We start from the raw sequence: 24,605 nt of genomic DNA on the forward strand, positions 1-24,605 counted from the left end.
CCCTACTGCCCTCTGGGCACGACGAGCCGGCCCTGGTTGATGTTCACTTCGTCGCCTACGAGTTCGATCAGCGCGCCCCGGCCGGTGCCGATGGTCGCGCCCTTCTCGTCGAGCTGCACGAAAGCGCCTCCGGGAGCGCGCAGCAGAATCCCCTCGCCCCCGGGGACATCGGACATGAGCAGCTTGTGATCGCCGGGTGTCTGGATCACCACGGGCTTGTCCTGCTTCTGGGCATCGGGCGGCAGTTCGGAGCGCCCGCCGTACCAGCAGCCGGTCCAGATGGGAAAGCTCGGATCGCCCTGCTCGAACTCCACCCACACCCCGGCGCCGACCTCGGGCACGACGAACTGCCCGGCCTCCTGCCCGGTGAACGGCAGGCACGGCATCGCCCAGGTGGACGCCAGATCGCCGAGCACGTCGGGCACCTGCGCGGTGATCCGCCCGATGCCCAGCGGATCGTCGTTGTCCATCACGCGTCCTCGGAACTTGCCGAGGAAGCGGGCGTTGGGGGCGTCGGCCATGTGGTGTCCTCCTAGGGGCGAACCCGGTCGCCGTCGGCGACGAGTCCCTCGCGGGAGAGCGTGAAGTTCTGCTGGTAGGAGCCGATCCGGATGTTGTGCGTGACGGATTTGACGTAGTAGTCGCCGTCGTAGGTCACCCCGGCACCGCGCACCCCGACGAGTTCGCGGGGACGCAGCAGGTAGCCGTGCCGGTTGACGTCGAGCTGTCCGGAACCGTTGATGGCATCGGCCGAGATCGCAGCCTGCGCGAGCGCCCGAGCGCGGGCGCGTTCCGGATCCATCTTCGCGGTTCCGGACAGCGCCTTTCGCTTCAGCGCGGGGGAGGGGCGCTCGGCCAGCGGCGGCCGCAGCGGTCCGATGTCGGGGTCGGGAAGCAGCGTCACGTCGCGGGTCGTCGGGTCCTGCACGCGCGCCTCCGGCTGCTCGCGCGCGGTGCCGTCGTAGGCGAAGGTCAGCTGGTCGACGGTGGAGTTGACGCCCATGTTCACGCTCAGCGCGTGCTGGCGCTGCCCGAGCCGCTTCTCCGGCCCCCAGTAGGCGGTCGAGCGCCCGGCTCGCGGTCCGGGTTCGAGGTAGAAGGTGTAGCCGTTGGCCTTCGCGAGATCGTTCACGTACTGCAGGTCGGTGCTGGACTGGTAGTCGACCCGGAGCTGTTCGCGCGGCGGCTGGTGGATCTGCTCGCGCACGATGCGCGGCTCGAGGCCGTAGTCGGTGTACCGGCGCAGGATGCGCTCGACCCGCTGCGACGGCGCGAGGTTCGGGTAGCGGTCGGCGCGCTCCTCCAGGTCGAGCAGCAGCGTGAGGTCCTCGCCGGTGATGGTCAGCGTGGATTGGCCCGGGTGGTTGCTGGAGCCGACCTCGTTGCGCACGATCAGCCCGTCCAGCAGCACCACCGGCGTGGACCGGATCGAAACCGCGACGATCACCCGTGTTTTCGGGTCGAAGAAGCCTTCGGGGAGCAACCGATCGATGATCCGGCCGCCCTTGGTCAGGTCGAACGCCAGCTGAAACCCGCTGCGCTCCCCGGCGGTGCTGGTGATCTGCGCGGACAACAACGCCTCGGCAACCGCCTGCGGCACGGGACGAGCGAGCTTGGGACCCATGAGCAGCCTCAGGTGCACCGGGCCCTTGCCGATCGGAATCTCAGACATGCCCCAACCCATCCGGTACGTCGATCTCGCGCCCCGGCTCCTCGGTGAGCTCGCGGGGATCCAGCACCGGGTTGGCATCGGCGATGCGCCACCACTGCCCGGGATCGCCGAAGTAGCGCTGCCCCAGATGATCGGGCCGCTCACCGGCGCTGACGACGTGCGCGCTGGTCTCGCCCTCGGGCTTCGGGACCAGCCGGCGCTTGGCGTAGCGCACCTCGGTCCCGTCCTCGCGCACGTGCACCGCGATCTCGGCGTCGTGGTACCGGCTGGTCCGCGGATACGGGTGCGAACCGGGCACCGAATCCAACGCGCTCTCGAACGGCTCGATCACCACGTCACCTCCCCGCTCCGATGTCCCCGGCGTCGAGCCCCATCGCGCTCAGCGAACCGGGCGCGGCCGCCCCGGCCATGCGCTCCTTCTGCGCCAGGTGCGCCATGTACAGCTCCGCACCCCGATGCCCGGCGGGCAGGTCGCTGACGGTCAGCAGCTTCACGCCGAGACTCAGGCTCGCCCGGATCGGGTTGAGGTTGACGTCGAACGCCGACTCGTTGATGGAGAACTCGCTGAGCCGCACCGGCACTACGCGCTTGCTGCCCCAGGTGAACAACGTCAGGGGCATCTCGATCGGCGAGATCTCGATCGCCCCGTTCTTGGCCCGGCGGGTGTTCTCCCGCAACTTGGCCGTCGACGGCTGCACCAGCATCTCCAGCGTGGCCAGTTGCGGATGAATCCCGTTGGGAGCGGGCACGTCCAGCTGGTCGGTGGCGTCCAGCTCAGCGGTGAACTTCCACGACTCCTGAGCAGGCCCGTTCAGCCGTAAAGCTTCGTTCTTGTCCCCGGTTCCACTCCCACCACCCCCGGAATCCCCTTCACCTCCAGCAGACTGCGGAGACACGGACCGCTCCAGCGAGTCGGGGTTGAACTGCAGCACGATCACCCGCTGCGGTGTTCCACGCTCGGGATCCACCACGACGAGACCGGAACGGATGGGCTTGGGGATGTTCGCGTATCGGGTCATAGCCGGGCCTCCAGGCGTTCATGCAAATTCAAGTAATCGTGTTCGGGGAATATGTCAGGGAACACGCCGAGCATATGTTCGAGGCGTGTTGTAAAGTTCTGAAATTCTGATCTTCCTAGGTCAACCTGCGAGAAAAGGTACTGCCAGCCGATGGTCCCTTTTGTTATGGTCACCATGTGCAGGTATGTGGAGTAGTCGATGTCTAGTTGGACCGCTCCACGGCGCATATCGTGATACCAAACCTGTGGTGTATGAAGGTCAGGATCGATGCGAAGGGCGGCGTACGAGTCTGTTCCTCCTCCCGGAAAGTCGTCGATCACCCGGAATTGCCAGTAGAGATCTTGCTCTTCTTGGGTGTTGTCCCAATCCAGCGAGGGGGGCTCCTTTTCGAGTGCCTTGATCAAGTGGTGGAGGTTGAACTCCCCTGTGATCTTGAAATTGTCGCGTTCGATTCGCCAGTGGCAGGCGAAAGGCGAGAAGCGTGTTACGGATTGCTTCATCGAGTCGGGGAGGGAGAAGTTGAATGCGTTGGATGCTTCTCTGAAAACGAGTTCGGGGTTGCCGAACGTTGCTCCCCCATCCTGTACGTCCTTGAAAAATATCCGTACGCTCGTGCTCTCTTCCAGTTCGCGCAACGCGTGGAGGAGCTTCGCTTCGCAATCGGTCAGGTTTTCCACTGGTTCCTCGCTGTGCGTGGTTACTGCTTGATCTGCGGGTTGAAGTCGATCAGGTCCTTCAGGTCCGCCTGGCGTATTCCCTCCTTTATTTCCCGGAAGAGATCCGCATCTTTGTACTTGCTCCTGGAGCGCTTCTCCATTTCTTCAAGTTTTTCGATCAGTTTTTCCGCGGTTTGAGCATCCCCCTTCTTGGCGGTCTTGATGATGTTTTTCACGACCCTATCCAGGGTTCTTGATTTATGTTCGCCCATGGGGCGCTTGAGTCCGAATGCTCTCTTGAATCGAGTTTTGGACTCGAATGGGTCATTCGCCCGCACCTGCCAGTCTTCATCGGGCACCCGGGGCGTGTAGACGGGCTCAGAGTAGGTGGCTCCACCTTTGGCTGCCTTCTCCGTCCAGCTGTCTCCGGATTTTTTGTACCTTCCCCATGTTCCGGTGATGCGCGACGGAAAATTCTGCCAGGGTGCGGAATGGAACTGCACCTGAACTTTGTACCAAGTCATGGATTCGTCTGACTTCTTGGCGGCGGCCACTGCCTTTCTCTCGACCTTGGCGTCGAAACGGCTATTGGTTCGGCTGGGTGCGGGCACCAGGTTGGATCCATGTGCAGTTCCGCCCATGGTCTCTGTAATGAGATGCATGCGTACGATCACGTCTGGCCAGTCGTGCATCTCCCTCCTCCAGCCAAGGGGGTTGCCGGGTTCTGCGTCGTTGGCATCTTGTCCCGGCCTAATGGGAGAGTGCAGGTACTGCACCTTGCTCTTACTGGGGGCGCGCCGACCGTCGGATGAATTTGGGTAGATGGTGGCTGGAAGTTTATCTTTCTTGGTTTTGTCCTCGTTCTCGTCCGTGTGGACACCGCGGGTTGGTCCGGGTTTCTCAGGACTGCCCTTTCCCCAGATTCTGAATGAATCCCCACCCTTCTTCCAAAGTCTGGTAAGTCGATAGAAGCGTCGGAATTCTTCTAGTAATTCGAGGTGGGTGGGCTCAGGGATTCCGCGATCCAGTTTCGGCTCGAGGTGGCGATGGATCCTGCGCAGTTTCGCTTGAAGACTGTCGTCCTTTTTCTTCTTCTCGTCCTTCCTTGTCTTGTCCTTTGCTGGTTTGCTCTTCGGTCGCCCGGGATTTCCGTCGTCCTTGTTGGTCCTGCTCTTCGATTTCTTGTCGTTGCTGTCGGAGTCCTTGCGCTTATCCGGTCCGTCCTCGTCCTTCTTTCGGTTCGGGTCGTCGTCCTTGCGCTGGGAGCCGTCGTCGCGGCGGCGGTTGGAGTCGGAGTTGTCGTCCTCGCGGTTGGTGTCCTTGTCGTCGTGCTTCTTCGTTCCGGTATCGTCGTCCTTGGGCTTCTGCTTGTCGTCGTCCTTCTTCTGGTCCTTCTTCGTGTCCGTGTCTTCGCGGGGTTTTCGGGGTGGGTCTGCCTTGGGCTTGGCGGAGGGGGTGGGTTTGGTGTCGGGCTTGTCCTCGTCCTTCTTGCCCTTGGGGTTGCCGTCCTTGTCATTGGCCGACGGGGAGTCGTCTCGGTCGGTGGGTTTGCGGTCTCGGGAGTCCGGGTTGTCCTTGTCCTGGCGTTGGTCTCGGTCCTTGGGGTCCTTGTCCGGGCGGTCTCGGTCGTTGTCCTCGCGGCGTCGGCGGTCCTGGTCCGATTCCGTTCTGCCGCGCTGGTTGCGGTCGGGCTTCGGGGCGTCCCGGTCCGGGCCGGGTTTGCCCGGTTTGTTGGCTGCTTGACGGGCGGCTGAGTTGGGGGAGACGCGGTCGTCCTCGCGCTGCCTGTCGGCTTCGTTGCGGTTCTCGCGACTGTCGTTGCGGCGGTCGTCGGTCCCTCGCCGCGGGTTCCGGAGGTCTGCGTGGGCGCGTTCGTCGCCGGACGTGCCTTCTCCGGTGCGGGTGTTGCGCGGCCTGGTCTGATCGGTGCGCCGACCCGGCCGGTTACGCGAATTCTCGTCATCGCCGCCTTGGCCGTCCTTCTGCTTGCGGCGGCCCTTCTTGCCGATGTTCTTGGCGATGCCCTTCAACCGGTCGCCGACCTTGCCGACGTACTTGCCGATGCCGGAGAGCAGGAACTCGTAGGCCAGTTCCAGCAGCGCCACGACGCCGGCGGCTACCGCCTTGGCGAACAGCACGCCCGCGCCGCCCTTGCGGACGTTCTTCAGCCACTCCAGCACCGCGCCGAAGGCGCGCAGGATTTCGCCGAGGGCTCCGATGGCGGTCTTGATCGCGTCGATGACGGCCATGACCCAGCCCGCGCCCGGGATGAGCTTGGCGACGACCTTGGTGATGATGAGCTCGCCGAGGATGAGCGGTAGCTGCGGGACCACCGCGTTCCAGACCTGCTGGACGATCCAGCCGAGGGTCAGGCCGCCCTCGATGAGCTTGTTGATGACCGCCTTCGGTACGCCGACGATCTCTTCGATCTTCTGCTGGAACCAAGTTTTGACCGCGCTCTTGACCTCGCGGAAGAAGTGGTGCTTGGCGCCGTTCTCAGCGGAGCCCTTGGCGCCCGCGAGCCAGCCTCCCGGGTCGCGCAGGAAGTCGACCGCGACCATCATGAACTCGCCCAGCCCGCTGAGCAGCTTGGACGCGAAGTCCAGGACTGCCTTGACCGCGTCCTTGACCGCCTTGATGGCCGCGTCCATCGCCTTCTTCAGGGCGTTGAGGATGTCGCTGAGCAGCTTCGCGATCGCGTCGAGCAGGTCGTTGACGAGCTGCTTGAGCTGTTCGGCGAGCTTGGTGACCAGGGCGATCGCCTGCTCGATCAGCTCGGTGATGAATCGGCGGATCTCGTTGGCCAGCTCGACGATCGCCCGGAGCATCGCCTTGGCCAGCTCGATCAGATCGTCGATCAGCGTCTTGATCAGGTTGACGATCGTCTCGCGGATGCTGTTGATCAGCTCTTCGATGTCCAGCTTGAAGTTGTCGATGAACTCGACTACCGCGTCGCGGGCCGCCTGCAAGATCGAAATGATCTTGTCGCGCAGTTCGATGAACTTCTGCTTGATCCACTCGAAGGCCTTCTCGACCCAGTTGCCCGCCTGTTTCTTGGTGTCGTCGCGCTTCGACTTGGCCTCGGACTGGGCGTCCTCGCCCTTCTGCCGAATCTTGTCGTTGTCGTCCTTCTTGCGCTTCTCGGCCTTGTCGTCGGTGTCCCGCTCGTGCTTGTCGACGTCCTGCTCGGCCTTCCTGCGCTTGTCCGACTTCTTGCTGCCCAGCTTGTTCAGCTCGGCGTCCTGCTCGGAACGCCAGCGCTGCCGCTCACCGGAGACGTCGCCGACGGTCTGCTGCCGCTTCGAGCCCTGCTGCTCGGAGTTCTTCCGAACCTCGCGGTCGACCGAGCGCCGGTGCTCGTCCTTGGAATCGCGGGTGTCCTTGTCCTTCTGCTTCTTCGCGTCGGCCAAGCCCTGCTCGCCCTTGCCGAAGGAGGATCTGAACTCCTTGCCGCGCTCGTGCTCGGCGACCTCCGAGGCCGCGTCCTCGGGGACCGCTCCCGTTCCCGCGCTGCCGGCCGGACCGCCGCCCTTGGCCTGCTGTGGTCCGGGGACCTTGCCGTTGAGCTTCTCGTCGGGAGCGTTGGGGTAGACCTGGTCCTCGCCCATGCGGCGCTGGGAGTCGTCGCGAGCGGTGCGCTGCGCCTCGTTGCCCTTCTCGTCGACGTTCTCGTCCTGGTCCCGGCTCTTCTGGTCGGCCTTGCCCTGCATCTGCACGCCCGGTGCGCTGCCCGCCTTGGCCTCCTTCATGGCGTCGTCCTCGGTGGGCATCCCGGCGAAGGTGGCGGCGAGGTCCTCGGGTTTGACGTCGGAGTCGAACCAGCTGCCGATCTCGCCGACCAGGTAGCCGAGTCCCATCAGCAAGGTGTCCCAGCCGCTGGGCTCCTCGACGTTCTCGGCCTCGAGCTCGCCCTCGGGCTTCTTCTGGTCCTTGACCTCGGCGTTCTTCTTCTCGGGTTCGTCGGCCTTCTTGGCGGGGGTGTCCGAGTACTGGGCGGGCGCGTCGGCCTTCGGCTTGCCCTCCAGGGTGCGCGGAGCACCGGACGGTCGTTGCATGGCCGGCGGGTCGGAGGACAACTTCTGGTGCTCGTCGCCGACGTCGCGGTCCACCGCGCTGTCGACGCCGTTCATCGCGTGCAGGGCCTGGTGCGGTTTGAGCCGGGATGCCTGGCGCAGGCCGGCTTCCGGTGCGACGCCGGCCAGGTTCGGCGGGGGTTGGCCCTTCTTGCCCTCGTCGCCCTTTCCCGCGGGTTTGGCACCGGCACCGCCTGCGGCACCTCGGCCGCCGCTTCGCGGGGGCTGCGGGGCAGGGCCGGACTTGGCGGGTTCGGGACCGGTGCTCTCCTCCTGCTTCGCCGCTCCCTCGGGCTTCTTCGGCTCCGCCGCCTTCTCCGGAACATCGGGCTTCGGCGAGGCCGAACGCGTCTCCTCGGACTTGGGGGCGGGGGCCTTGGGCGAGGCCTCGGCGGTTCGAGCGGGCTGCTCGGTGGCCTTCGACTGCGGGGCGGTGTCCTTCCGGGACTCCGTGCCGGTTTCGCGCGCGGCGGAATCCGCGCCGCTCTGAGGGCTGTCGGACTGCGAGCTCGAGCCCGGTGAACTCAACTCGTCGGCCTGATCGCCCGACTGCTCGCTCTTGCCGGTGACCGGCGATATCTTCGAGTCCGGCGGCGATTCGGCGTCCGCGGAGCCCTCCGAACCGGTGGGCCGCCGCGCGGCATCACCGCCGCTGGTCTGCTGCTTCTCCCCGGAAGCCGCAGACCCGCTGTCACCACCGGATCCGGACTCGGATCGCTCGCCTCCGGTGGAACCCGAGTCGCGAGAATCCTCGTTCGCGCCCGGTTGCTGCGCCTCCTGCTTGGCGGCCGATTCCTTGGCCGCGCCGCCCTTCTCGTCCTTGCCGCCCTCGGGCTTGCCCGGAGCCTCCTGGGCCGCCCGCTGGGCCTCGACCGGTCCCTGCTCGGGATCGTCCGCGGTCTTCGGGCCTCCGGGATCGCCGGAGCGGGTGGTGCCGGGATCGGCGGCCTTCTCGGTCGCCAGATCGCTGAGATCGCCCGGCCGCGGGGAGGTCTCGGTTTCGATGGACGGGGTGGATTCGAGCGGTGGACCGGAATCGTCCTGCTTGTCGGCCTCCTGCGCTTCGGCCGCGTCCTCGGCGTCCTCGGCCTCGCGCTCGGCGTGCACCTGGTCGGCCTTGGTCGGCGGGGGAGCGGGGAACGACGGCATCGAGGGCGCCGGGGTACCCGCCTCGAGCTCGTCCGCCGTCGGCACGCCGGAGACGTCCAGATCCTGCTTCGGCAGGAAGTCCTCGGGCTTGAGCTTGATGTCCCAAGCGCTCTCCTCGCCGCCGCCGACCTCGACCTCGGAATCGCCTCCGGCGGGCGGAGACGCGGGCTTTTCCTGTGGGCCCTCGGCATCCTGGTTGCGGGTGCCGTCGAGCGCGCTGATCGGGTCGGCCTGCGGGGTGTGCTCGCCCGCTTCGTTCGGTGAACCGGTTCGGTCGTCTCGCTGCTCGTCCTGCTTCGTCCGTTCTCGGTCGGGCGGGGCCGCGGCACCTCGGCGGTTCTGCGACTCGGACTCCTGCTCGTCGCCTTCGCGCTGCTGCTCGCCCTTCGAGCTGCGCTTGCCCCCGTCGGTCTCACCGCCGGATTCCTCGGCGCCCGCCCCGGACTTCTCGTGCTGCGCGCCGCCCTGCTTCTCGTCCCCGCCGCCGGAGCTCTGTTCTTCGGACTCCTCGCCGGATCCCGAATTCGGGCTGGCACCGGATTCCTCGGAATCGGCGCGCTGGGCGGACTTGTCCTCGGCCGCCGATTCGCCGGACTGCTCGGTCTCCGCGGGCTGCGGACCCGCGGAGGGCGCCTCCTGACCGGCGGAAACCGTTGCGGTGGAGCGCTCCTCGTCGGCGGCGGGTTCGTTCGACGCGGCCCGCTCCGAAGGTTCCACGTTCTCCGGCGTGCTGCCCGCGGCTCCGGTGTCGGCGGTCTGCTCCTTCTCCGGCGCGGACGCCTGCTCGGGCTCGTTCTCGCGTTGGTTGCGGTCGGCGGCCTCCCGGTGCTCGGTCTCGCGCTCCAGCTGCATGTCCGCCTCGGCGTCGGGTTCGACCTCCGGGGCCGACAACGCACCGTTGTCCAGGTCGTCGCCGTGCTCGACCTCCTCGGTGAGGTCCAGCACCCGCTCCTGCTCCGAGCTCAGCAGCCTGCTGTCCAGTCGGTCCAGCACGGCTTCGCGCATCTCCTCGGACATGTGCGCGAGCTGCCTGCGGGTGCGCTTGGAACGGTCCTCGGGGTCGCCGCGCAGCGAGCGGATGATGCCGTTGGCCATCCGGTCCACCAGCGTCGCCGGGTCCAGCGACTCCGCGCGCGTGCGGTCGGCGTCGACGGTGGCGTAGCGCAGCCAGCCGGGGCTGGACCGGCCCGGCTGCACCTCCGCGGTCTCGTCGTGGCTACCGGACTCGGCCTCCTGCTCGATGGCCTGCTGCGGCAGGCTCACCTCACCGAGGTCGCGACCGGCGCGCAACGCGCCGAGCCCGGTCGGGTTCTGCACGGTGTGCAGCAGCTCGTGGGCCAGCAGGTGATTGCCCTCGGTGGTGCCGGGGCGGAACTTGCCGGGGCCGAACAGGATGTCCTGGCCGACGGCAACGGCGTCCGCGCCGAGCGCGTCGGTCAGCTGTCCGGCATCCCGATCGGTGTGCACCCGGACCCGGCTAAAGTCGTGGCCCAGGCGCTCCTCCAGCTCGCGTCGAGTGCTGAGGTCGAGCGGCTGGCCCGCGCCGCTGACGATCTCCTTCGGTTCCGGGGTGCGGTTCTTCGGCGCGCGGTTCTTGCGCTTGCGCCGCTGGTTGTCCTGCGACGAGCGCTGCTGGTGCTCGGGTACCGGCCCGCTCATCCCGAACGCCCCCGCCCGGACAGCCCCGCGTGCACGGCGCGCGCCAGCTCCTCGCCCATACGCGCGGGCGAGGACGTCCGCGGCAACTCGGGCAGGTCCGCGAGGGCGTCGAACCGCGCGCCGCCGTCGGCGGCCACCGGAACGCCGCGCTCGCCGATCAGGCGGGTCAGCTCCGCCTGGAAGGCCGCCGCGACCCGGTCCGGATCCACCCGGTCGAAGCCGTCGAGCACCAGCTCGCCGACCCGCACCCGCACGTCCCGGTCTACACCCATTTCTGCACCTCCGAGGGGGTCAGCGACCGCTCCAACTTGAGGTATTCGGTGTGCGCGGCGGCGAGCATGTGCCGCATCTGCAGGTGCTCGCCCTCCTCCGCGGCCAGGAACGCGCCGGAGAGCGCGATATTGCGGATCGAGCCGCCCGCCACGGTCAGCTGCGCCAGCAGCTCGGGCTCGAGGTCCTTGACCGGCGCCTGCTCGGGGACCACCTTGCGCCAGATGTCGGCGCGCTCCGACTCGGCGGGGAACGGGAAGTCCACCACGAACCGGATCCGCCGCATGAAAGCCGTGTCCAGCGCCTTCTTCATGTTGGTCGTCAGGATCGCCAGCCCCCGGTAGGCCTCCATGCGCATCAGCAGGTAGCTGACCTCGAGATTGGCGTAGCGGTCGTGGCTGTCCTTGACCTCGCTGCGCTTGCCGAACAGCGCGTCGGCCTCGTCGAACAGCAGCAGCGCCCCGCCGCGCTCGGCGGCGTCGAAGACCTTGCGGAGGTTCTTCTCGGTCTCGCCGATGTACTTCGAAACCACCTGGGACAGATCGATGATGAACAGGTCCAGCCCGAGCTCGCGCGCCATCACCTCGGCCGCGAGGGTCTTGCCGGTACCGGAACCGCCCGCGAACAGCGCGGTGACGCCGAGACCGTTGCGCAACGTGCTGGAGAAGCCCCACTCGTGATGGACGGTGGCGCGCTGGCGCACGTGCGCGACGATCTCCCGCAGCACGCGCAGCTGCCGATCGGGCAGCACCAGATCGCCCCAGCCCGCCGCGGGCTCGATGCGCCTGCCCAGCTCGTCCAGGCCCATCCGGGCCTCGTCGAGCCCGGCCCGCCACGCCACACCGGCCGCGTTCGCACCGGAGGCGTCCCGCTGAGCGGCGGCCGCGGCGGCCGAGACCACGTGCGGTGGAAGGGAGAACTGCGCGACCAGATTGCCGATGTCGGCATCGGAGACGTCCGGCACATCGGCGAAAGCCCGTTGCCACAGCTGGAGCTGCTCGTCGTTGTTCAGCGAGGGAACCGTGACCCGCTCGCCCCGGCTGCGGGAACTCGGGCGCGGCTCCTGGCTGGAGAGCACCAGCGGTACCGCGGTGGACTCCAGGAACGCCTCGGCCGCCGCGGCCTGCTCCCGGCCGGGCTCGTCGATCTCGAGCAGCAGCGCGGCCGGCAGCAGCACCGCCTCCCGCTGCCAGAGCCGGGCGAGCAGGTCGCGCTCGGCGGGATCGGTCGGCACGTCCCCCGCGTCCATCGCGTACAGGTTCAGATCGCACGCGGCGGCCGCCGCGGCGGCGATATCGGACCGGGTGCGCGCGTCGGAGCCGACCAGCTCGGCGCGCAGCGGGGCGTCGGGGTCGCCCTCGGCCCAGCCGGTCGCGATCCGGTCCGCGGCCTCCTCGTAGGACGGCGGCAGTGCCTTCGGCACCGGGGCTCGGCGCAGCAGCCCGTGCAGGCGGACGTCGAGGTAGGGCGCTCCGAGCAGGAAGTGCAGGATGCGCTCGTCGATGCGCAGCCGCCCGGTGGTCAGGCCGGCTTCCTCGTCGAGCTCGACCAGTCGCCAGCGGCGCAGCGGTGAGACGGGCGTGAGCGCGCTCCAGTGCGGGTCGGTCAGCGTCGCCAGCGCGAGCGAGAACGTCGGGTAGGTGCGGGAGGAACCGCTGGCCGCCGCGCAGCGGCCCGCCGTGGCTGCGTCGAGCTCCGCGGCCGCGCACAGCAGCAGCACCTCGCACTCGAACGCGCTCAGCCCGAAGACCGAGGCCAGCGCGTCGAGCGCGTCCGGACGGGGGAGCGCGGTCTCGGGCTCGACGCCGTCCACGTGCTGGTCCAGGCGATCGAGCAGTGCTCGGACGGCGCCCGGCAGCGTCGCGGCGTCCTCCTCGGTCATGCGGAGCCTCCTCGCCCGTCGTCGCGCGTGGACGCGCTCGCGTTGCCCGTTGGCTCCTTCTCGTCCCGCGCAGCGGTTTTCGGCGTTCCGCTCGGCATAGGCCCGGCGGTGGGGTGGATCTCCCGGACCGGCTTCGCGGGCTCGGGTTCCTCGCGGCCGTCGACGAACACCAGCGAGCCCTGGTAGGTCACCGACACCGAGTACGGCGTCTGGTGCAGCATTCCCCAGAGCTTGGAGGTCTCGTCCACGTCCATCTGGATCGGCGTGAACCGCACCCGCTGCGCCGACTCGGCCAGATCGCTGCCGGACAGGTGCGGTCGCTCGGCCGCCTGCTCGATGAGCTCGATGGGCAGCACCGGGATCTCCTGCAGGGTCCGCACCACGCAGCCGATCAGCCGCTGCCCGACCAGCTCGGTCTCCTCCCCGTAGGCGCTGATCAGGTAGTTGAGGTCGAGCGCGGCGGTCGGGCGGGACCACAGCCGTCCGTTGGGTCCCCGCGTGGGCAGGTCGGTGTTGCGCATCGACGGGTTCGGCGCGACCTGGTAGAGGAACACCGTGATGGTCGGGTCGGTCGGCGGCTCCGCCGGTGGCTTGCGGGTCTCCACCGAGACCGCCATGTCGATCTCGGGGCGCAGGTTGTTCTCGATCAGCAGCGCGAGGGCCTGCGTGACCGTGGCGATGGCGAGTGCGTTGCTCATCTGTTCGCTCGCTCACTGAGGTAGTCGGCCAGGTCGACCGCCGGCTCCCGGCGCTGCGCGGGCTCCGGTCGCGTCCGCTGCTGCGGCCGGGAAGCGTTGACCTCCAGCCGCCCGATCTCCACCTGCACCGCGGGTTCGGCCCGGTCGGGCTCGCGATCGCGGCGCTTCGGCGCGCTCGCCCGGGCGGCGGCCGCCGCGACCCGCGTGCGCGGTCGCTCGGACGCCGCCGGAGCGACCTCGGCCCGCAGCACGCCCGGGCTCGGCGACTCCGGCGTCGGTGGTGGATCGATTCGTTGTGGCTCTTGCGGTTTGGCGGGTTCGAGCGCCGGAGCCCGCTCCGTGGGAGCCGGTGGGGAGGCGGGCTCCGGCGTCTCCACGCGCGGCACCGGCCGAGCCGGGCGCGGTGGTTCGGGCGCCGCGTGCTCGGTGCGCACGAAGGTGACCCGGTCGGTGGTGTGCACCTCGTGACGCACCTCCCGCAGCACCTCGGCGGGAGCGGGCGCCGGCTCCGGGGTTCGCGGCGCGATGAACCCGGGCTCCTCGCGCGGCTCCGCGCGCAACGCCTCGATCCGCTCGAACGGACCCGGCAGACGAGGCCGCAGCACGGCCCGGCTCGCGGGACCGACCAGCCGATCGAAGAAGTCAGCCATCAGCGCACAGCTCCAGGTAATAGCGTCGGCGAAGCGGACTCAGCGCCAGCACCTGCGACTCGCTCCAGCCGTACGCGGAAGCGAGCAGGTGCACGTCCAGCAGCACGTCTCGAGCCCAGGAGTCCAGCTCGGACCACAGGTAGGAGGCGATGTCCAGGGCGCTCGGCGTGCTCGCGCCGCATTCCGGGCACGCCACGTTCAGCGTCAGGTCGGCCGCCGGATCGGCCCGCTCGGCGAGCTCGGCCATCCGCCGCTGCACCTGCTGCGGCAAGGAATCGCACCCGACCGGCTCGCCCGCGCGCACCGCGGAGACGGTGCAGCGGTCGAGCAACCGCAGCCTGCGCTCGGCGGCGGTGACACCGGTGGCGGCCGCTTCCAGATCCGCGATCGTGGGCAGCCGGAACTCCACCAGGTATCCGTCCTCGCAGACCTGCAGCTCCCGCTCCGCGGGCCACCGGGCGAGCCCGGACACGTCGAGGTCGAACTCCATCGCCTCCGAACACGCCGAGCACTCGACGACCACCTGCAGCCGCTCGCCGAAGAGCTCGCGGCGCAGCCCGAGCAGATCCGCCGCGCGCCCGCCCGCCGGGAGCGAGCGCAACTCGTCGTCGGAGACGCCCGGCCGCGCCGCGCGATGCAGCATCAGCGCGCGTCCGCCGGAGGGCAGCGCGAGTCCCGATTCCCAGACCGCCAGCAGCTCGGCGGGTTCCGTGGTCACCATCGGCCAGGACACCCCTAACCGGGATCAGGCGGGGTTGGTGAACGCGGGCTCGGCCGGTTCGGCGACCTCGTAATCGCGTTCCCAGCCCTCGCATTCGAGCTTGAGGCTCTGGATGGCCACCGCGTTGGCGTTGGCGTCCATCTCGCCGAGCACCTGGTACTCGCTGGGCCAGGTCCGGTAGAGCTTGTGCGAGACGGCGACCTGACCTGCCTCGTTGAGGACCTGGATGACGATGTCCTTGCGGAAGTCGGCCAGCGAGACCTCGGCACCCAGACCGGCCCCGACCTGCCACACCTTGTTGGCCCAGCGGTCGAACTCCGGATCGTGGGTCACCCCGCGCTCCAGCGTGATGCCCTCGAACTCCGAGCGGCCCGGAGCTTTGCGCGGAGAGCTCGGATCGCCGCCGTCGCGGTGCTTGACGACCTCGGTGGTGCGCTTCAGCGGGCTGATCTTGCTGACCCCGGCCACCGTCTTGCCGTCCCAGAGGACCAGGAACTTGAAGTTCTTGTACGGGTCGAATCGGTGCGCGTTGATCTGAAACTCGCTCATGCTCACACCTCCGGCTGTCCGGTCATCTGCTGGATCGTCACGAGCACGAACTCGGCGGGTTTGACCGGCGCGATGCCGACCACCACGTTGACCACGCCGCGGGCGACGTCCTCGGGACCGGTGGTCTCGCCGTCGCACTTGACGAAGTAGGCCTCGCGCGGCGTGCTCCCCTGGAACGCGCCCTTGCGGAACAGCGGATCCAGGTAACCGGAGACGTTGAGCCGGATTTGCTGCCACAGCTGGTCGTTGTTCGGCTCGAAGACCACCCACTGCAGCCCGCGCCGCAGGCTCTCCTCGACGTGCAGCGCGAGCCTCCGCACCGGCAGGTACTTCCACTCGCTGTCCGCCGAATCCGATCCGGCCAGGGTGCGCGAGCCCCACACCAGCGGTCCCACCATCGGGAAGGTGCGCAGGCAGTTCACCCCGAGCGGGTTGAGCAGGCCGTTGTCCCGGTCGGTGAGCTCTACCGAGAGCGAGCGCACGCCGAGCACCTTGGCCTCGGTGCCCGCCGGTGCCTTCCACACGCCCCGCTCACCATCGGTGCGCGCGATGACGCCGGCGACCGCTCCGCACGGCGGGAACGGGCGGAGGCGTCCGGTCAGCGGATCGGGCAGTTGCAGGTGCGGGAAGAACATGCCCGCGTGGTCGCTGCGCACCGGCTCGAAGGCGGCGATCCCGGACCGCACCGCGTCGACACCGCCCCAGGACGACGGGGAGTCCACGAGCTGGAAGATGCGCTGCTCGCGGCACAACCGATCGGCGGCCGAGACCACCGAGACGACGTCCTCGGCGGACTCGTAGTCGGCCAGTTCGGGCAGCGCGAGCAGGTTGACGTCGTGCACGTCGCGCAACGCCTGGAGGCCGGTCTTGTTCGCCGGGTCGCCGATGAGGTCGCGCGGGCCCGGCGGCTTTCCGTCGGCACCGCCGTGAAGGGGGAACACCGGTGCGTTGACGGTCTCGTCGAGCCCCAGGTCGCCGGCGCACTCGCCGCTGAAGCACACCTTCTCGGCCGGGTCGGTGGAACCGGCGATGATCTGCAGGCGATCGCCGAACGGGATGACCTCGACACCCGCGAAGCTGCGCTTGCCGGGAGCGTCGGGCAACGCCCGCAGCTTGCGCTCCAGCAGCAGCGCGAGCTCGGTCACGGTGCACGGTGGCGCACCGTCGGAACTCTCCTCGTAGAGCGTGAATTCGCGCTGCACATCACCGATCTCGGCGGTCAGCTCGACGGCCAGGTCGGGGAGTTCGCCGTCAAAGCGCCTGGAGACGGTGCCGGAGGCGGCCGGACGCCCCTCGTCCAGGATCTCGACGCGGATCAACGAGGCGGCCCCGTTGATCACGGTTTCGGCGTTGCGGCCGTGGTCCGGCTCCAGGGACAAGCCGGTGAAGGTCTCGTGCGCGCCGCCCTTGCTGTCCGAGACCCGCAGGTTGAAGGTCTCCTCGGGGCAGGAGGTGTCGTGGTCGATCGCGACGTGCAGCCCGTTGCCCCACGCGCCGGGTTCCTTGGCGTGCACGGCCAGAACGGGGCAGTCCTCGCGATCGTCGTCGGCGTCGAGCACGACGCGGGCCGATTCGCCGGAGCCCTTCTTGGCGGCTCTGACGATGACCGCGACCCGGCCTCCGTTCGCGAAGAACTGGTGCACGGCGTATCCCACCGCGCTGCGGGTGGCCAGTCCGCCGAATTTCCGCTCGAAGTCGGCGAAACTGGTGATGCGTACGGGTGTGTTGAGCGGTCCTCGTTTGGTGTGCCCAACGAACGCGGTCACCGAAGTGGTGACGGTGTTGATGGTGCGCGCGCTGCTGGGGATTTCCTCGACGTAGACACCCGGATAGCTCGTGATCGTCGGCATGCCCCTCCAATCCCTTAGGACGCCAAAACGCATGCGGCATCGAGGGGGAAGGGCGGAAGTTCCCGTCCCGGGCAGGAATCTGTGACCCGAGCGCGCGGCCTACCAGGTTGTTTCCATTCCCCCAGCTCGTGCAGATCCGCTAGTGGTCTGCCTTTTCGCGTGTCGGGCCGGCCCGGGTCCCCTTCCCGGCAGCGTCCGCACTGAGCCCGGCACGCGCCGCTCAGTGTTGTGAGCCCGGACGCGCCCGTCAAGCAAATCCCACGAATGGCCTAGGAGACTGGCAATTTCGTGAAACTGCGACCCGCAACGACGCGATGCAATTCCGCGCGCATTCGGATGCGCGGTCGACGGTCGCGACGCGCGCTGATACAACGGGTGCGCAATCGGGATGGGATCGATCGTGCGGGGGCTCGTCTGGCTTTCGAGTCCGCGCCGCGCAGTCGGTTCAGAAACCGCCGATGGATCGGAAGAGCAGCCCCGGATGGGGTTTGGGCAGGAACGAGGTGGACTTCGCAGGTAGGCGCAGCCCTGCGGCGGTCGCGGCGCGCAGGTCCTGGTTGTGCGGTGGTGGGACGAGAACCGCGATCCCGCCGTTGCGCCGAACCCGGGACAGCGCCACGGCGGCGCTGCTTTCGGGGGAGACGTACTCGGGGAGGTCCGGGACGCGCCACACGGTGTCGACGAGGACGTGGCGCAGCACCGACAGGGACAGCCCGCGCAGCGGCATCGGGCACTTGGTCAGGCAGGCGTTGATGAATCCCCGATCGGGGTTGCTGAGCAGGTAGGCACCGCGCTGGGTCACGGCGACGAAAGCCGGTCCGGCGCTGGTGTGTTCGCGCAGCTGCTGCACCCATTGCCGGAGCTCGCCCGCGATCGGCTGGACGTGGAAGCGCTGCGCGGCCGCGCTGAGCGCGAGGTCCGGGTCGGTGTAGGGCAGCACCCGGTGCACCGGACCGAGCCGGAGCGGTGTGTCGCGGATGTCGACCACCAGGGCGGGGACGTAGTCCCAGTCGCCGGGCCCGCTGCCGGTCGCGTAGTAGTCGCGGCGCAGTTGCCTGGCGGCGACGTGCCGGTGATGCCCGTCTGCGATCAACGCCGAACGACCGGCCAGTTCGGCCCCGATCTCGTTGACCGCCGCGGGATCGGTGATCGGCCACAGGCGGTGCAACTGGCCGTCGTCGCCGAGCACCTCGGTGGCCGGCGCGCTGCGCCGGTAGTGGTTGAGCCACGCGGTCGCGCGCCCGATCCCGGAATAGCTCAGCATCAGCGGGTCGAGGTTGAAGCCCGTTTCGTGCACCAGATCGCAGATCTCGGTGATGCGGTCCGGGATGAGGTCCTGGTGCGGCAGCAGCTTGCTGTCCAGGTGCACCGCGCAGAACATGCCGCGCACGGTTCCGCGCGGGCCGCTCTGCTCGTAGCCGTAGAGCGCGGGTTGGCCGTCCTGGACGATCGTGCTGTTCTGCTGCCAGGCGTGCAGGGTCAGGGCCGTCTCGGCGGGTGGTGCGGCTCCGGTCGGGTCCCACGGGGTCGTGTAGCGGGTGGCCAGCGAGTTGAGCCGGCCGGTGGTGATCCGCCACCCGGCGAAGGGGGCGACGTGCACGCCGTGTCGGGTGGCGGTCGTCTGCGGCGGGATCGCGTTTCGCCTCCTCCTGATTGATCGCGGCTTGACCGCCATTCTTACGCGCGACGCAACGTAACTGCAGGCAGGGCGGGCTACCCGTCGGTGTTAGTCGTCCGTCTTGAGCTTCTTCATGATCAGGTGTGAATCCACCCTGGCCACGGCGTTGAGCGACATCAGCTTGCCCGTGAGGAAGTTCTCGAAGGCGGTCTGGTCCTGCACTGCGACTCGTATGAGGTAATCCGGACGGCCGAACAACCGGTGGCACTCCAGGACCTCGTCGTAGGACGTCAGCGCGGCCTCGAACTCCTCCACGGTCTCGCGGTCGTTGATGCTGACCTCGGCCGAGACCATCACCTCGAAGGCGCGGCCCGCGGCCGCCGGGTCGATGCGCGCCCGGTAGCCGGCGATGACCCCGTCGGCTTCGAGCCGCTTCACCCGCCGCAGGCACGGGGCAGGGGTGAGCCCGACTCGCGCGGCGAGCTCTACATTGCTCAAGCGCCCGTCCTGGCGCAGTTGAAACAATATTTCCTGATCCAACGCATCGATCGCCATTCCATTGCTCCATAGCCGCATAATCAGCAGTTGAACGCAACCATATTACCCTGCTCGAAAACTATGATTGCGTACGTGACTGCTTCGTCTGAACTCCCGGCCCCCGTGGCGCTGCCCGAACTGGGCAGGCGCGCGGAATTCCTCGGCGCGTTGAAGGATTCGAGCTCGGTGGGCTTGGCGATGTTCCCGTTGGGCATCGCCTTCGGGCTGCTGGTCGTGCACAGCGGGTTGGACTGGTGGTGGGCGAGCGCGTTCAGCGCGCTCATCTACGCCGGGTCGCTCGAGTTCCTGCTCGTCGGCCTGACCGTGGCGATGACGCCGCTGGCGCAGGTCGCGGTGACGACGTTGCTGGTCAACTTCCGGCACGTGTTCTACGCCCTGTCCTTCCCGCTGCACCGCGTGCGCGGCCGCGCGGCCAAGGCCTACAGCACCTTCGCCATGACCGACGAGGCCTACGCGCTGAGCACCAGCGAGACGGGCGCGAACTGGACCGGCACGCGAATCCTGTTCCTGCAGTGCCTGTTGCACGTCTACTGGGTGACCGCCGCCACCGCCGGTGCGCTGTTCGGCGCGTTGCTGCCGATGCGCCTGGAGGGCCTGGACTTCGCGCTGACCGCGCTGTTCGTGGTGCTGGCCATCGACGCCTACCGGGTGCGCCGGGACATCCCGATCCCGGTGCTGGCCGTGGTGTGCGCCCTGGTGGGCATGGTGCTGATGCCGGGACAGATGCTGCTGGTCGCGCTGGGCCTGTTCAGCGCATGCCTGCTGGCCCACCACTTCTTCGCCCGGAGGACCGGTCGTGCCTGAGGCCCCCTACTTGATCGCCGTGGTGCTGCTCGCCGCCGGAATCACCTGGGGGTTGCGGGCGCTGCCGTTCGCGGCGCTCGCTCCCCTGCGCAGCAGCGCCGCCGTGCACTACCTGAGTGACCGGATGCCGGTGGGGGTGATGGTCATCCTCGTCATCTACACCCTGCACGACCTCACCCGCGCCGGGATTCCAGCGATGGGATTCGCGCTGGTGGCCACCGTCGGGCTGCACCTGTGGCGGCGGAACGCGTTGCTGAGCATCTTCGGCGGCACCGCGATCCACGTCCTGCTGTCGATGGCGGTGTTCTAGGCGTATCGGGCTTGTTTCGGGAGATGTCTCAGCCCGCAGTTCGCGTGGCGGCACCGCGGCGGCGCAGGCTGAGTCCCACACCTGAGACAGCGGCTACCGCAACATCCCGCGAGTCATGGCACCAGGAAGTCGCTGTCGCGGGCGTCGGTGATGGCCATGTGGCCGGGGGAGTGGGCGATGGCGAACGGCGGGCGGGAGCGCATCACCGCGGCCTGCGGCGTCACACCGCAGGCCCAGAAGATCGGCACCTCGCCGTGTTCGACGCGTACCGGATCGCCGAAGTCGGGGGACCGCAGGTCGGTGATCCCCAGCGATTCGGGGGCGCCGATGTGCACCGGAGCTCCGTGCACGGCGGGGTAGCGGGAAGTCACGCGCACGGCGTCGGCGACCCGCTCCGCCGGGATCGGGCGCATGGAGACCACCATCGGTCCGGCGAGCCCGCCCGCCGGGCGGCACTCGCGGTCGGTGCGGAACATCGGGACGTTGCTGCCGGTCTCCAGGTGGCGCACCGGAACCGCGGCATCCAGCAGCGCGGCCTCGAAGGTGAAGCTGCACCCGATCAGGAAGCTCACCAGGTCGTCGCGCCACAGGTCGGTGACATCGGTGCGCTGCCCGATGGGCTCGCCGTGGTCGTAGACGGTGTAAGCGGGCAGGTCGGTGCGCAGATCGCCCGCGAAGATCGACGCGCTGGTCTCACCCGGTTCGGTCACGTCCAGCACCGGGCACGACTTCGGGTTCCGCTGCGCGAAGAGCAGGAAGTCGTAGGCGAACTCGCGCGGTAGCGAGATCAGGTTCGCCTGGGTCCAGCCCGGGCAGCATCCCGAGGTCGGGACTCGTAGCCCGCCGCGGAACGCCTCGCGCGCCTGTTGCGGTTCCTGCATCATGGCTCCTCACCTCGTGCTGAACCGGATCCGTTGGCCGGGCCTGGCCTGGGCGGCCCCGGGGATGTCCGAGCGGTGCACGACCGCGATCACCGGGTAGCCGCCCGTGACCGGGTGGTCGGCCAGGAAGAGGGTCGGCCGGGCGGCCGGGGGCACCTGCAGCGCACCGGTGACCATGCCCTCGCTCGGCAGCTCGTCGGTGCGGGCGCGTTCCAGGGCAGGCCCGTCGAGCCGCATGCCGATGCGGTTGCTCTCCGCGGTGACCTCGTAGCTCGAATCGAGCAGCGTTCGCAGCGCCTCGTGGGTGAACCAGTCGTCGCGCGGTCCCGGCCGGACGCGCAGGACGAGTTCACCGGCGGGGTAAGGCGCCACCGGTGCCTGGTCCACGCACGGGAAGGCCTCCGGGGCGGGGCCCACCGGGAGCTCGCGGCCGGTTTCCAGCGCATCCGGCCCGAGCCCGGAGAGCACGTCGGTGCTGCGCGAACCCAGCACCGGCTCGACCGCGATCCCGCCCCGCACGCCGAGGTAGCTGCGCAATCCCCGTTGCGGGACGCCCAGCCGCAGGTCGGACCCGGCGGGCACGCGCAGCACGGAGTAGGCCGCGGCGGTGCGGCCATCGATGGTGATCGGGCAAGGCGCGCCGGTGAGCGCGACGGTCAGCGCGCGATTGGCGCGCACCGCGAGCCCGCCGAGGGTGACCTCGACGGCCGCCGCGCCCTCGTCGTTGCCCACCAGGCGGTTGGCCAGCCGGAACGCTTCGGGATCGGCGGCGCCGGAGGCACCGACGCCGATCCCGGACAGCCCCGGCCGTCCGAGATCCTGCACCGTCGACATCGGTCCGCTGGACAGGACTTCCAGAGTCATGACACCTCCACGAACCGCACTCGCACGCCCGGCCGCAGCAGCGCCGGGGGATCGCGGTCGACCCGCCAGATCTCCAGGTCGGTGCGCCCGATGAGCTGCCAGCCGCCCGGGGACTCCCGCGGGTAGATGCCGCTGAACTCCCCGGCCAGCCCGACCGCGCCCGCGGGCACCTTGGTGCGCGACTCGGAGCGGCGCGGCACTTCCAGGTCACCGCCGGTGAGGTAGCCGAAACCCGGTGCGAAACCGCCGAAGGCGACCGTCCACACCGCGCTCGTGTGCCGGTCGATCACCTCGCGCTCGGTGAGCCCGGTCAGCCGGGAGACCTCGGGAAGATCCGCTCCGTCGTAGACGACCGGCACTCGCAGCAGCTCGTCATCGGAGTGGACGTTCGTCGCGGGGCGCGTCTCGCGCACGGCGGCCTCGACCGCCCGCGCGTCGGCCCGCGGATCGAGCTGCAGCAGCAGGGTCCGCGCGGCGGGGACGAGGTCGACAACGCCCTCGGGAGGGGCCTCGGACAGCGCGGCGTGCAGCGCCAGCACCGCGGCGAGGTCGTCGAGTTCGACGAGCAAACCCGAATCCGCGCAGGGCAGGAAGCGCATCAGCGCGCTCCCGGGGCGAACGGCGCCAGCCGGACCCCGTCGGCGACCAGGCGATCCCGCACCGCCTCGGCGATGGCCACCGCGGCCGGGCTGTCGCCGTGCACGCAGATGGATTCCGCCTCCACCCGGATCTCGCTGCCGTCCACCGCGCGGATCGGTTCCCCGGCCGCCAGCCGCAGGCAGCGCTCGGCGATCTCCGCCGGGTCGTGCAGCACCGCACCCGGCTCGCGGCGGGAGACCAGGGTGCCCTGCGGGGTGTAGGCCCGGTCGGCGAACGCCTCCCGGTGCACCGTCAGCCCGGCCCGTTCGGCCTGCTCGAGCCACTGCGATCCCGGCAGTCCCAGCACGGCCAGCCCCGGGTCGTAGGCCCGGACCGCGTTCACCAGCGCGGCGGCCTGCTCGGCGTGCGTCACGATCGCGTTGTACAGCGCGCCGTGCGGCTTGACGTAGCGCACCTCGGTGCCCGCGACCTTCGCGAACCCGGCCAGCGCGCCGATCTGGTAGATCACGTCGTCGGTCAGTTCGCCGGGCGGCACGTCGACGAACCGCCTGCCGAAGCCCGCGAGGTCGCGGTAGGACACCTGCGCGCCGACGGCCACGCCGCGCTCGGCGGCGCGCTCGACCGCCCGCCGGATGACCGAGGAATCGCCCGCGTGGAAGCCGCAGGCCACGTTGGCGCTGGTCACGATGGACAGCAGCGCCTCGTCGTCGCCGAGTTCCCAGCGCCCGAAGCTCTCGGCCAGATCCGAGTTCAGATCCATCCGTGTCACCCCCACAGCTCAGCGATGCCGCTGAGCGAGTTGTAGCCCAGGTACAACGTCAGCAACCACGCGAGCACACCGACCACCAGCAGCCACCGCGGATAGCGGTAGCCGCCGAGCAGGTCGCCGCGCTTGGCAGCGACGAACAGCAGCACGCCGAAGCCGACCGGCAGGATCAGCCCGTTGAGCGCCCCGGCCAGCACCAGCAGGGTCGTCGGCGCCTTGTTCAGCAGCGCGAACACGACCGCGGAGACCGCGACGAAGCCGACCACCAGCCAGTTGCGGCCTCGCTCCAGCTTCGCGGAGAAGGTGACCAGGAACGACACGGACGTGTAGGCCGCGCCCACGACCGAGGTGATGCCCGCGGCCCAGAGGATCATGCCGAACAACCGCATCCCGAGCTGACCGGTCGCGTGCTCGAAGGCTTCGGCGGTCGGGTTCGCCGAGGTCAGCGCGACGCCTCCGGCCACGACTCCCAGGATGGCCAGGAACAGCACGATGCGCATCACGCCGGTGACCAGCAGCGAGACGATGGAGCTGCGGCTGACCGCGGCTACCTGATCGGGGCCGGTCACGCCGACGTCGACCAGGCGGTGCGCGCCCGCGTAGGTGATGTAGCCGCCCACGGTGCCACCGATGAGCGTGGTGATGGACAGGAAGTCCACCTGGCTGGGCAGGACGGTCTCGGTCATGGCGCGGCCGACCGGAGGTGCGGAGGCGATCGCGACGAAGGTGGTCAGCAGGATCATGGCGACGCCGAGCACCACCACGATCCGGTCCATCGCGACACCGGCGCGGCGGCTGAGGAAGATGCCGATGGCGATGATCGCCGAGAGCACGCCGCCGATCGTGGTGTTGAGGCCGAACAGCGCGTCCAGGCCCAGCGAGGTGCCCGCGATGTTGCCGATGTTGAACACCAGGCCGCCGAAGACCACCAGCGCGGCCATCACGTAGCCGAGTCCGGGCAGCACCTTGTTGCCCAGGTCCTGCGCGCGCATTCCCGAGACGCCGATGATCCGCCAGACGTTGAGCTGCACGGCGATGTCCACCAGTACCGAGACCAGGATCGCGAAGGCGAACGCCGCACCCAGCTGGATGGTGAACTCGGTGGTCTGGGTGATGAAACCGGGGCCGACGGCGCTGGTGGCCATCAGGAACACGGCGCCGAGCAGCGTTCCCCGTCTCGGTGTCGGGGCCTTCGGGCCGGTGGCGATCTCGTCAGCCATCGCTACTCCGATCAAGAACGATGTTTGCGCGCCCGCTGGCAGCGGTTCGGAACAACATAGAGAATTGTTCAACAATCCAGCAATACCCTCGGTGGAACTTTCTCGGTAAACTCCACCGACCGCTACTACGTCGTTG

Annotated in this window: 22 protein-coding genes; 2 read left to right on the forward strand and 20 right to left on the reverse strand. The window is 68.9% G+C overall.

What is annotated here, in order from left to right; genetic code table 11:
- Positions 1-2: 2 nt before the first annotated feature.
- The 15 genes from ABD289_RS24795 to ABD289_RS24865 form a co-directional block, all read right to left on the reverse strand.
- Positions 3-521: a phage baseplate assembly protein V gene (locus ABD289_RS24795; protein ID WP_344137919.1), complete on the reverse strand. Its 519-nt coding sequence runs from the start codon at positions 519-521 to the stop codon at positions 3-5.
- Between the two features lie 11 nt (positions 522-532).
- On the reverse strand, positions 533-1,672 hold the full coding sequence (locus ABD289_RS24800; protein WP_344137922.1) for a hypothetical protein: 1,140 nt from the start codon (positions 1,670-1,672) through the stop codon (positions 533-535).
- Entirely contained in the window at positions 1,665-2,003 is a 339-nt protein-coding gene (locus tag ABD289_RS24805; RefSeq protein WP_344137925.1) for a LysM peptidoglycan-binding domain-containing protein, read from the reverse strand. Before ABD289_RS24805 ends, ABD289_RS24800 begins: the two co-directional genes overlap by 8 nt.
- 4 nt (positions 2,004-2,007) lie before the next feature.
- Positions 2,008-2,691 carry a hypothetical protein gene (locus tag ABD289_RS24810; protein ID WP_344137928.1) on the reverse strand — a complete coding sequence of 228 codons (684 nt, stop codon included), beginning with the start codon at positions 2,689-2,691 and terminating at the stop codon, positions 2,008-2,010.
- On the reverse strand, positions 2,688-3,368 hold the full coding sequence (locus ABD289_RS24815; protein ID WP_344137931.1) for a hypothetical protein: 681 nt from the start codon (positions 3,366-3,368) through the stop codon (positions 2,688-2,690). The genes ABD289_RS24810 and ABD289_RS24815 overlap by 4 nt, the downstream gene beginning before the upstream one ends.
- A gap of 20 nt (positions 3,369-3,388) precedes the next feature.
- Positions 3,389-10,228 carry an eCIS core domain-containing protein gene (locus ABD289_RS24820; RefSeq protein WP_344137934.1) on the reverse strand — a complete coding sequence of 2,280 codons (6,840 nt, stop codon included), beginning with the start codon at positions 10,226-10,228 and terminating at the stop codon, positions 3,389-3,391.
- Positions 10,225-10,500: a hypothetical protein gene (locus ABD289_RS24825; RefSeq protein WP_344137937.1), complete on the reverse strand. Its 276-nt coding sequence runs from the start codon at positions 10,498-10,500 to the stop codon at positions 10,225-10,227. Before ABD289_RS24825 ends, ABD289_RS24820 begins: the two co-directional genes overlap by 4 nt.
- Positions 10,491-12,380, reverse strand: coding sequence for an ATP-binding protein (locus ABD289_RS24830; RefSeq protein WP_344137940.1), 1,890 nt, complete (start codon positions 12,378-12,380; stop codon positions 10,491-10,493). The genes ABD289_RS24825 and ABD289_RS24830 overlap by 10 nt, the downstream gene beginning before the upstream one ends.
- Complete coding sequence (locus ABD289_RS24835; RefSeq protein WP_344137943.1) at positions 12,377-13,078, reverse strand: Pvc16 family protein; 702 nt, start codon at positions 13,076-13,078, stop codon at positions 12,377-12,379. The genes ABD289_RS24830 and ABD289_RS24835 overlap by 4 nt, the downstream gene beginning before the upstream one ends.
- The gene (locus tag ABD289_RS24840; protein ID WP_344137946.1) at positions 13,075-13,728 is read right to left on the reverse strand and encodes a hypothetical protein; all 654 of its coding nucleotides are present in this window, start codon (positions 13,726-13,728) and stop codon (positions 13,075-13,077) included. The genes ABD289_RS24835 and ABD289_RS24840 overlap by 4 nt, the downstream gene beginning before the upstream one ends.
- Positions 13,721-14,449 carry a T4 family baseplate hub assembly chaperone gene (locus tag ABD289_RS24845; RefSeq protein WP_344137949.1) on the reverse strand — a complete coding sequence of 243 codons (729 nt, stop codon included), beginning with the start codon at positions 14,447-14,449 and terminating at the stop codon, positions 13,721-13,723. Before ABD289_RS24845 ends, ABD289_RS24840 begins: the two co-directional genes overlap by 8 nt.
- Before the next feature lie 24 nt (positions 14,450-14,473).
- The gene (locus tag ABD289_RS24850) at positions 14,474-14,998 is read right to left on the reverse strand and encodes a phage tail protein (protein ID WP_344137952.1); all 525 of its coding nucleotides are present in this window, start codon (positions 14,996-14,998) and stop codon (positions 14,474-14,476) included.
- 2 nt (positions 14,999-15,000) lie between these two features.
- Positions 15,001-16,848: a phage tail sheath C-terminal domain-containing protein gene (locus ABD289_RS24855; RefSeq protein ID WP_344137955.1), complete on the reverse strand. Its 1,848-nt coding sequence runs from the start codon at positions 16,846-16,848 to the stop codon at positions 15,001-15,003.
- Between the two features lie 445 nt (positions 16,849-17,293).
- Entirely contained in the window at positions 17,294-18,448 is a 1,155-nt protein-coding gene (locus ABD289_RS24860) for a DUF1015 family protein (RefSeq protein WP_344137958.1), read from the reverse strand.
- Positions 18,449-18,574: 126 nt separating this feature from the next.
- Positions 18,575-19,042, reverse strand: a complete 468-nt coding sequence (locus ABD289_RS24865) for an Lrp/AsnC family transcriptional regulator (protein ID WP_344137961.1) — start codon at positions 19,040-19,042, stop codon at positions 18,575-18,577.
- A 54-nt stretch (positions 19,043-19,096) separates the two neighbouring features.
- Between ABD289_RS24865 and ABD289_RS24870 the strand changes: the two genes are divergently transcribed.
- Positions 19,097-19,828 (forward strand): AzlC family ABC transporter permease, encoded by a 732-nt coding sequence (locus tag ABD289_RS24870; protein ID WP_344137964.1) that lies wholly within the window; start codon positions 19,097-19,099, stop codon positions 19,826-19,828.
- The gene (locus tag ABD289_RS24875) at positions 19,821-20,138 is read left to right on the forward strand and encodes a branched-chain amino acid transporter permease (RefSeq protein ID WP_344137967.1); all 318 of its coding nucleotides are present in this window, start codon (positions 19,821-19,823) and stop codon (positions 20,136-20,138) included. The genes ABD289_RS24870 and ABD289_RS24875 overlap by 8 nt, the downstream gene beginning before the upstream one ends.
- A 113-nt stretch (positions 20,139-20,251) precedes the next feature.
- Here the strand turns inward: ABD289_RS24875 and ABD289_RS24880 are convergent, their stop codons facing one another.
- Genes ABD289_RS24880 through ABD289_RS24900 form a run of 5 tightly spaced genes read right to left on the reverse strand, consistent with a single transcriptional unit; the run spans position 20,252 to position 24,469 of the window.
- Positions 20,252-21,019 (reverse strand): putative hydro-lyase, encoded by a 768-nt coding sequence (locus ABD289_RS24880; protein WP_344137970.1) that lies wholly within the window; start codon positions 21,017-21,019, stop codon positions 20,252-20,254.
- A gap of 9 nt (positions 21,020-21,028) precedes the next feature.
- Complete coding sequence (locus ABD289_RS24885) at positions 21,029-21,883, reverse strand: 5-oxoprolinase subunit C family protein (RefSeq protein WP_344137973.1); 855 nt, start codon at positions 21,881-21,883, stop codon at positions 21,029-21,031.
- Positions 21,880-22,482 carry a 5-oxoprolinase subunit B family protein gene (locus ABD289_RS24890; protein ID WP_344137976.1) on the reverse strand — a complete coding sequence of 201 codons (603 nt, stop codon included), beginning with the start codon at positions 22,480-22,482 and terminating at the stop codon, positions 21,880-21,882. The genes ABD289_RS24885 and ABD289_RS24890 overlap by 4 nt, the downstream gene beginning before the upstream one ends.
- Complete coding sequence (locus ABD289_RS24895; RefSeq protein WP_344137979.1) at positions 22,482-23,243, reverse strand: LamB/YcsF family protein; 762 nt, start codon at positions 23,241-23,243, stop codon at positions 22,482-22,484. The genes ABD289_RS24890 and ABD289_RS24895 overlap by 1 nt, the downstream gene beginning before the upstream one ends.
- A 5-nt stretch (positions 23,244-23,248) precedes the next feature.
- Positions 23,249-24,469, reverse strand: coding sequence for an NRAMP family divalent metal transporter (locus tag ABD289_RS24900; RefSeq protein ID WP_344137982.1), 1,221 nt, complete (start codon positions 24,467-24,469; stop codon positions 23,249-23,251).
- Between the last annotated feature and the right edge of the window lie 136 nt (positions 24,470-24,605).

This window comes from Saccharopolyspora halophila, assembly GCF_039531955.1.
In the GTDB taxonomy this organism is placed as follows: domain Bacteria; phylum Actinomycetota; class Actinomycetes; order Mycobacteriales; family Pseudonocardiaceae; genus Saccharopolyspora; species Saccharopolyspora halophila.

Excerpts from the sequence above, each read along its gene's own strand:
- ABD289_RS24880 (WP_344137970.1), bottom strand. The coding sequence starts at position 21,019 with ATGCAGGAACCGCAACAGGCGCGCGAGGCGTTCCGCGGCGGGCTACGA.
- ABD289_RS24890 (WP_344137976.1), bottom strand. The coding sequence starts at position 22,482 with ATGCGCTTCCTGCCCTGCGCGGATTCGGGTTTGCTCGTCGAACTCGAC.
- ABD289_RS24795 (WP_344137919.1), bottom strand. The coding sequence starts at position 521 with ATGGCCGACGCCCCCAACGCCCGCTTCCTCGGCAAGTTCCGAGGACGC.
- ABD289_RS24840 (WP_344137946.1), bottom strand. The coding sequence starts at position 13,728 with ATGGCTGACTTCTTCGATCGGCTGGTCGGTCCCGCGAGCCGGGCCGTG.
- ABD289_RS24810 (WP_344137928.1), bottom strand. The coding sequence starts at position 2,691 with ATGACCCGATACGCGAACATCCCCAAGCCCATCCGTTCCGGTCTCGTC.
- ABD289_RS24855 (WP_344137955.1), bottom strand. The coding sequence starts at position 16,848 with ATGCCGACGATCACGAGCTATCCGGGTGTCTACGTCGAGGAAATCCCC.
- ABD289_RS24825 (WP_344137937.1), bottom strand. The coding sequence starts at position 10,500 with ATGGGTGTAGACCGGGACGTGCGGGTGCGGGTCGGCGAGCTGGTGCTC.
- ABD289_RS24900 (WP_344137982.1), bottom strand. The coding sequence starts at position 24,469 with ATGGCTGACGAGATCGCCACCGGCCCGAAGGCCCCGACACCGAGACGG.
- ABD289_RS24830 (WP_344137940.1), bottom strand. The coding sequence starts at position 12,380 with ATGACCGAGGAGGACGCCGCGACGCTGCCGGGCGCCGTCCGAGCACTG.
- ABD289_RS24895 (WP_344137979.1), bottom strand. The coding sequence starts at position 23,243 with ATGGATCTGAACTCGGATCTGGCCGAGAGCTTCGGGCGCTGGGAACTC.
- ABD289_RS24845 (WP_344137949.1), bottom strand. The coding sequence starts at position 14,449 with ATGGTGACCACGGAACCCGCCGAGCTGCTGGCGGTCTGGGAATCGGGA.
- ABD289_RS24800 (WP_344137922.1), bottom strand. The coding sequence starts at position 1,672 with ATGTCTGAGATTCCGATCGGCAAGGGCCCGGTGCACCTGAGGCTGCTC.
- ABD289_RS24865 (WP_344137961.1), bottom strand. The coding sequence starts at position 19,042 with ATGCGGCTATGGAGCAATGGAATGGCGATCGATGCGTTGGATCAGGAA.
- ABD289_RS24885 (WP_344137973.1), bottom strand. The coding sequence starts at position 21,883 with ATGACTCTGGAAGTCCTGTCCAGCGGACCGATGTCGACGGTGCAGGAT.
- ABD289_RS24820 (WP_344137934.1), bottom strand. The coding sequence starts at position 10,228 with ATGAGCGGGCCGGTACCCGAGCACCAGCAGCGCTCGTCGCAGGACAAC.
- ABD289_RS24850 (WP_344137952.1), bottom strand. The coding sequence starts at position 14,998 with ATGAGCGAGTTTCAGATCAACGCGCACCGATTCGACCCGTACAAGAAC.
- ABD289_RS24835 (WP_344137943.1), bottom strand. The coding sequence starts at position 13,078 with ATGAGCAACGCACTCGCCATCGCCACGGTCACGCAGGCCCTCGCGCTG.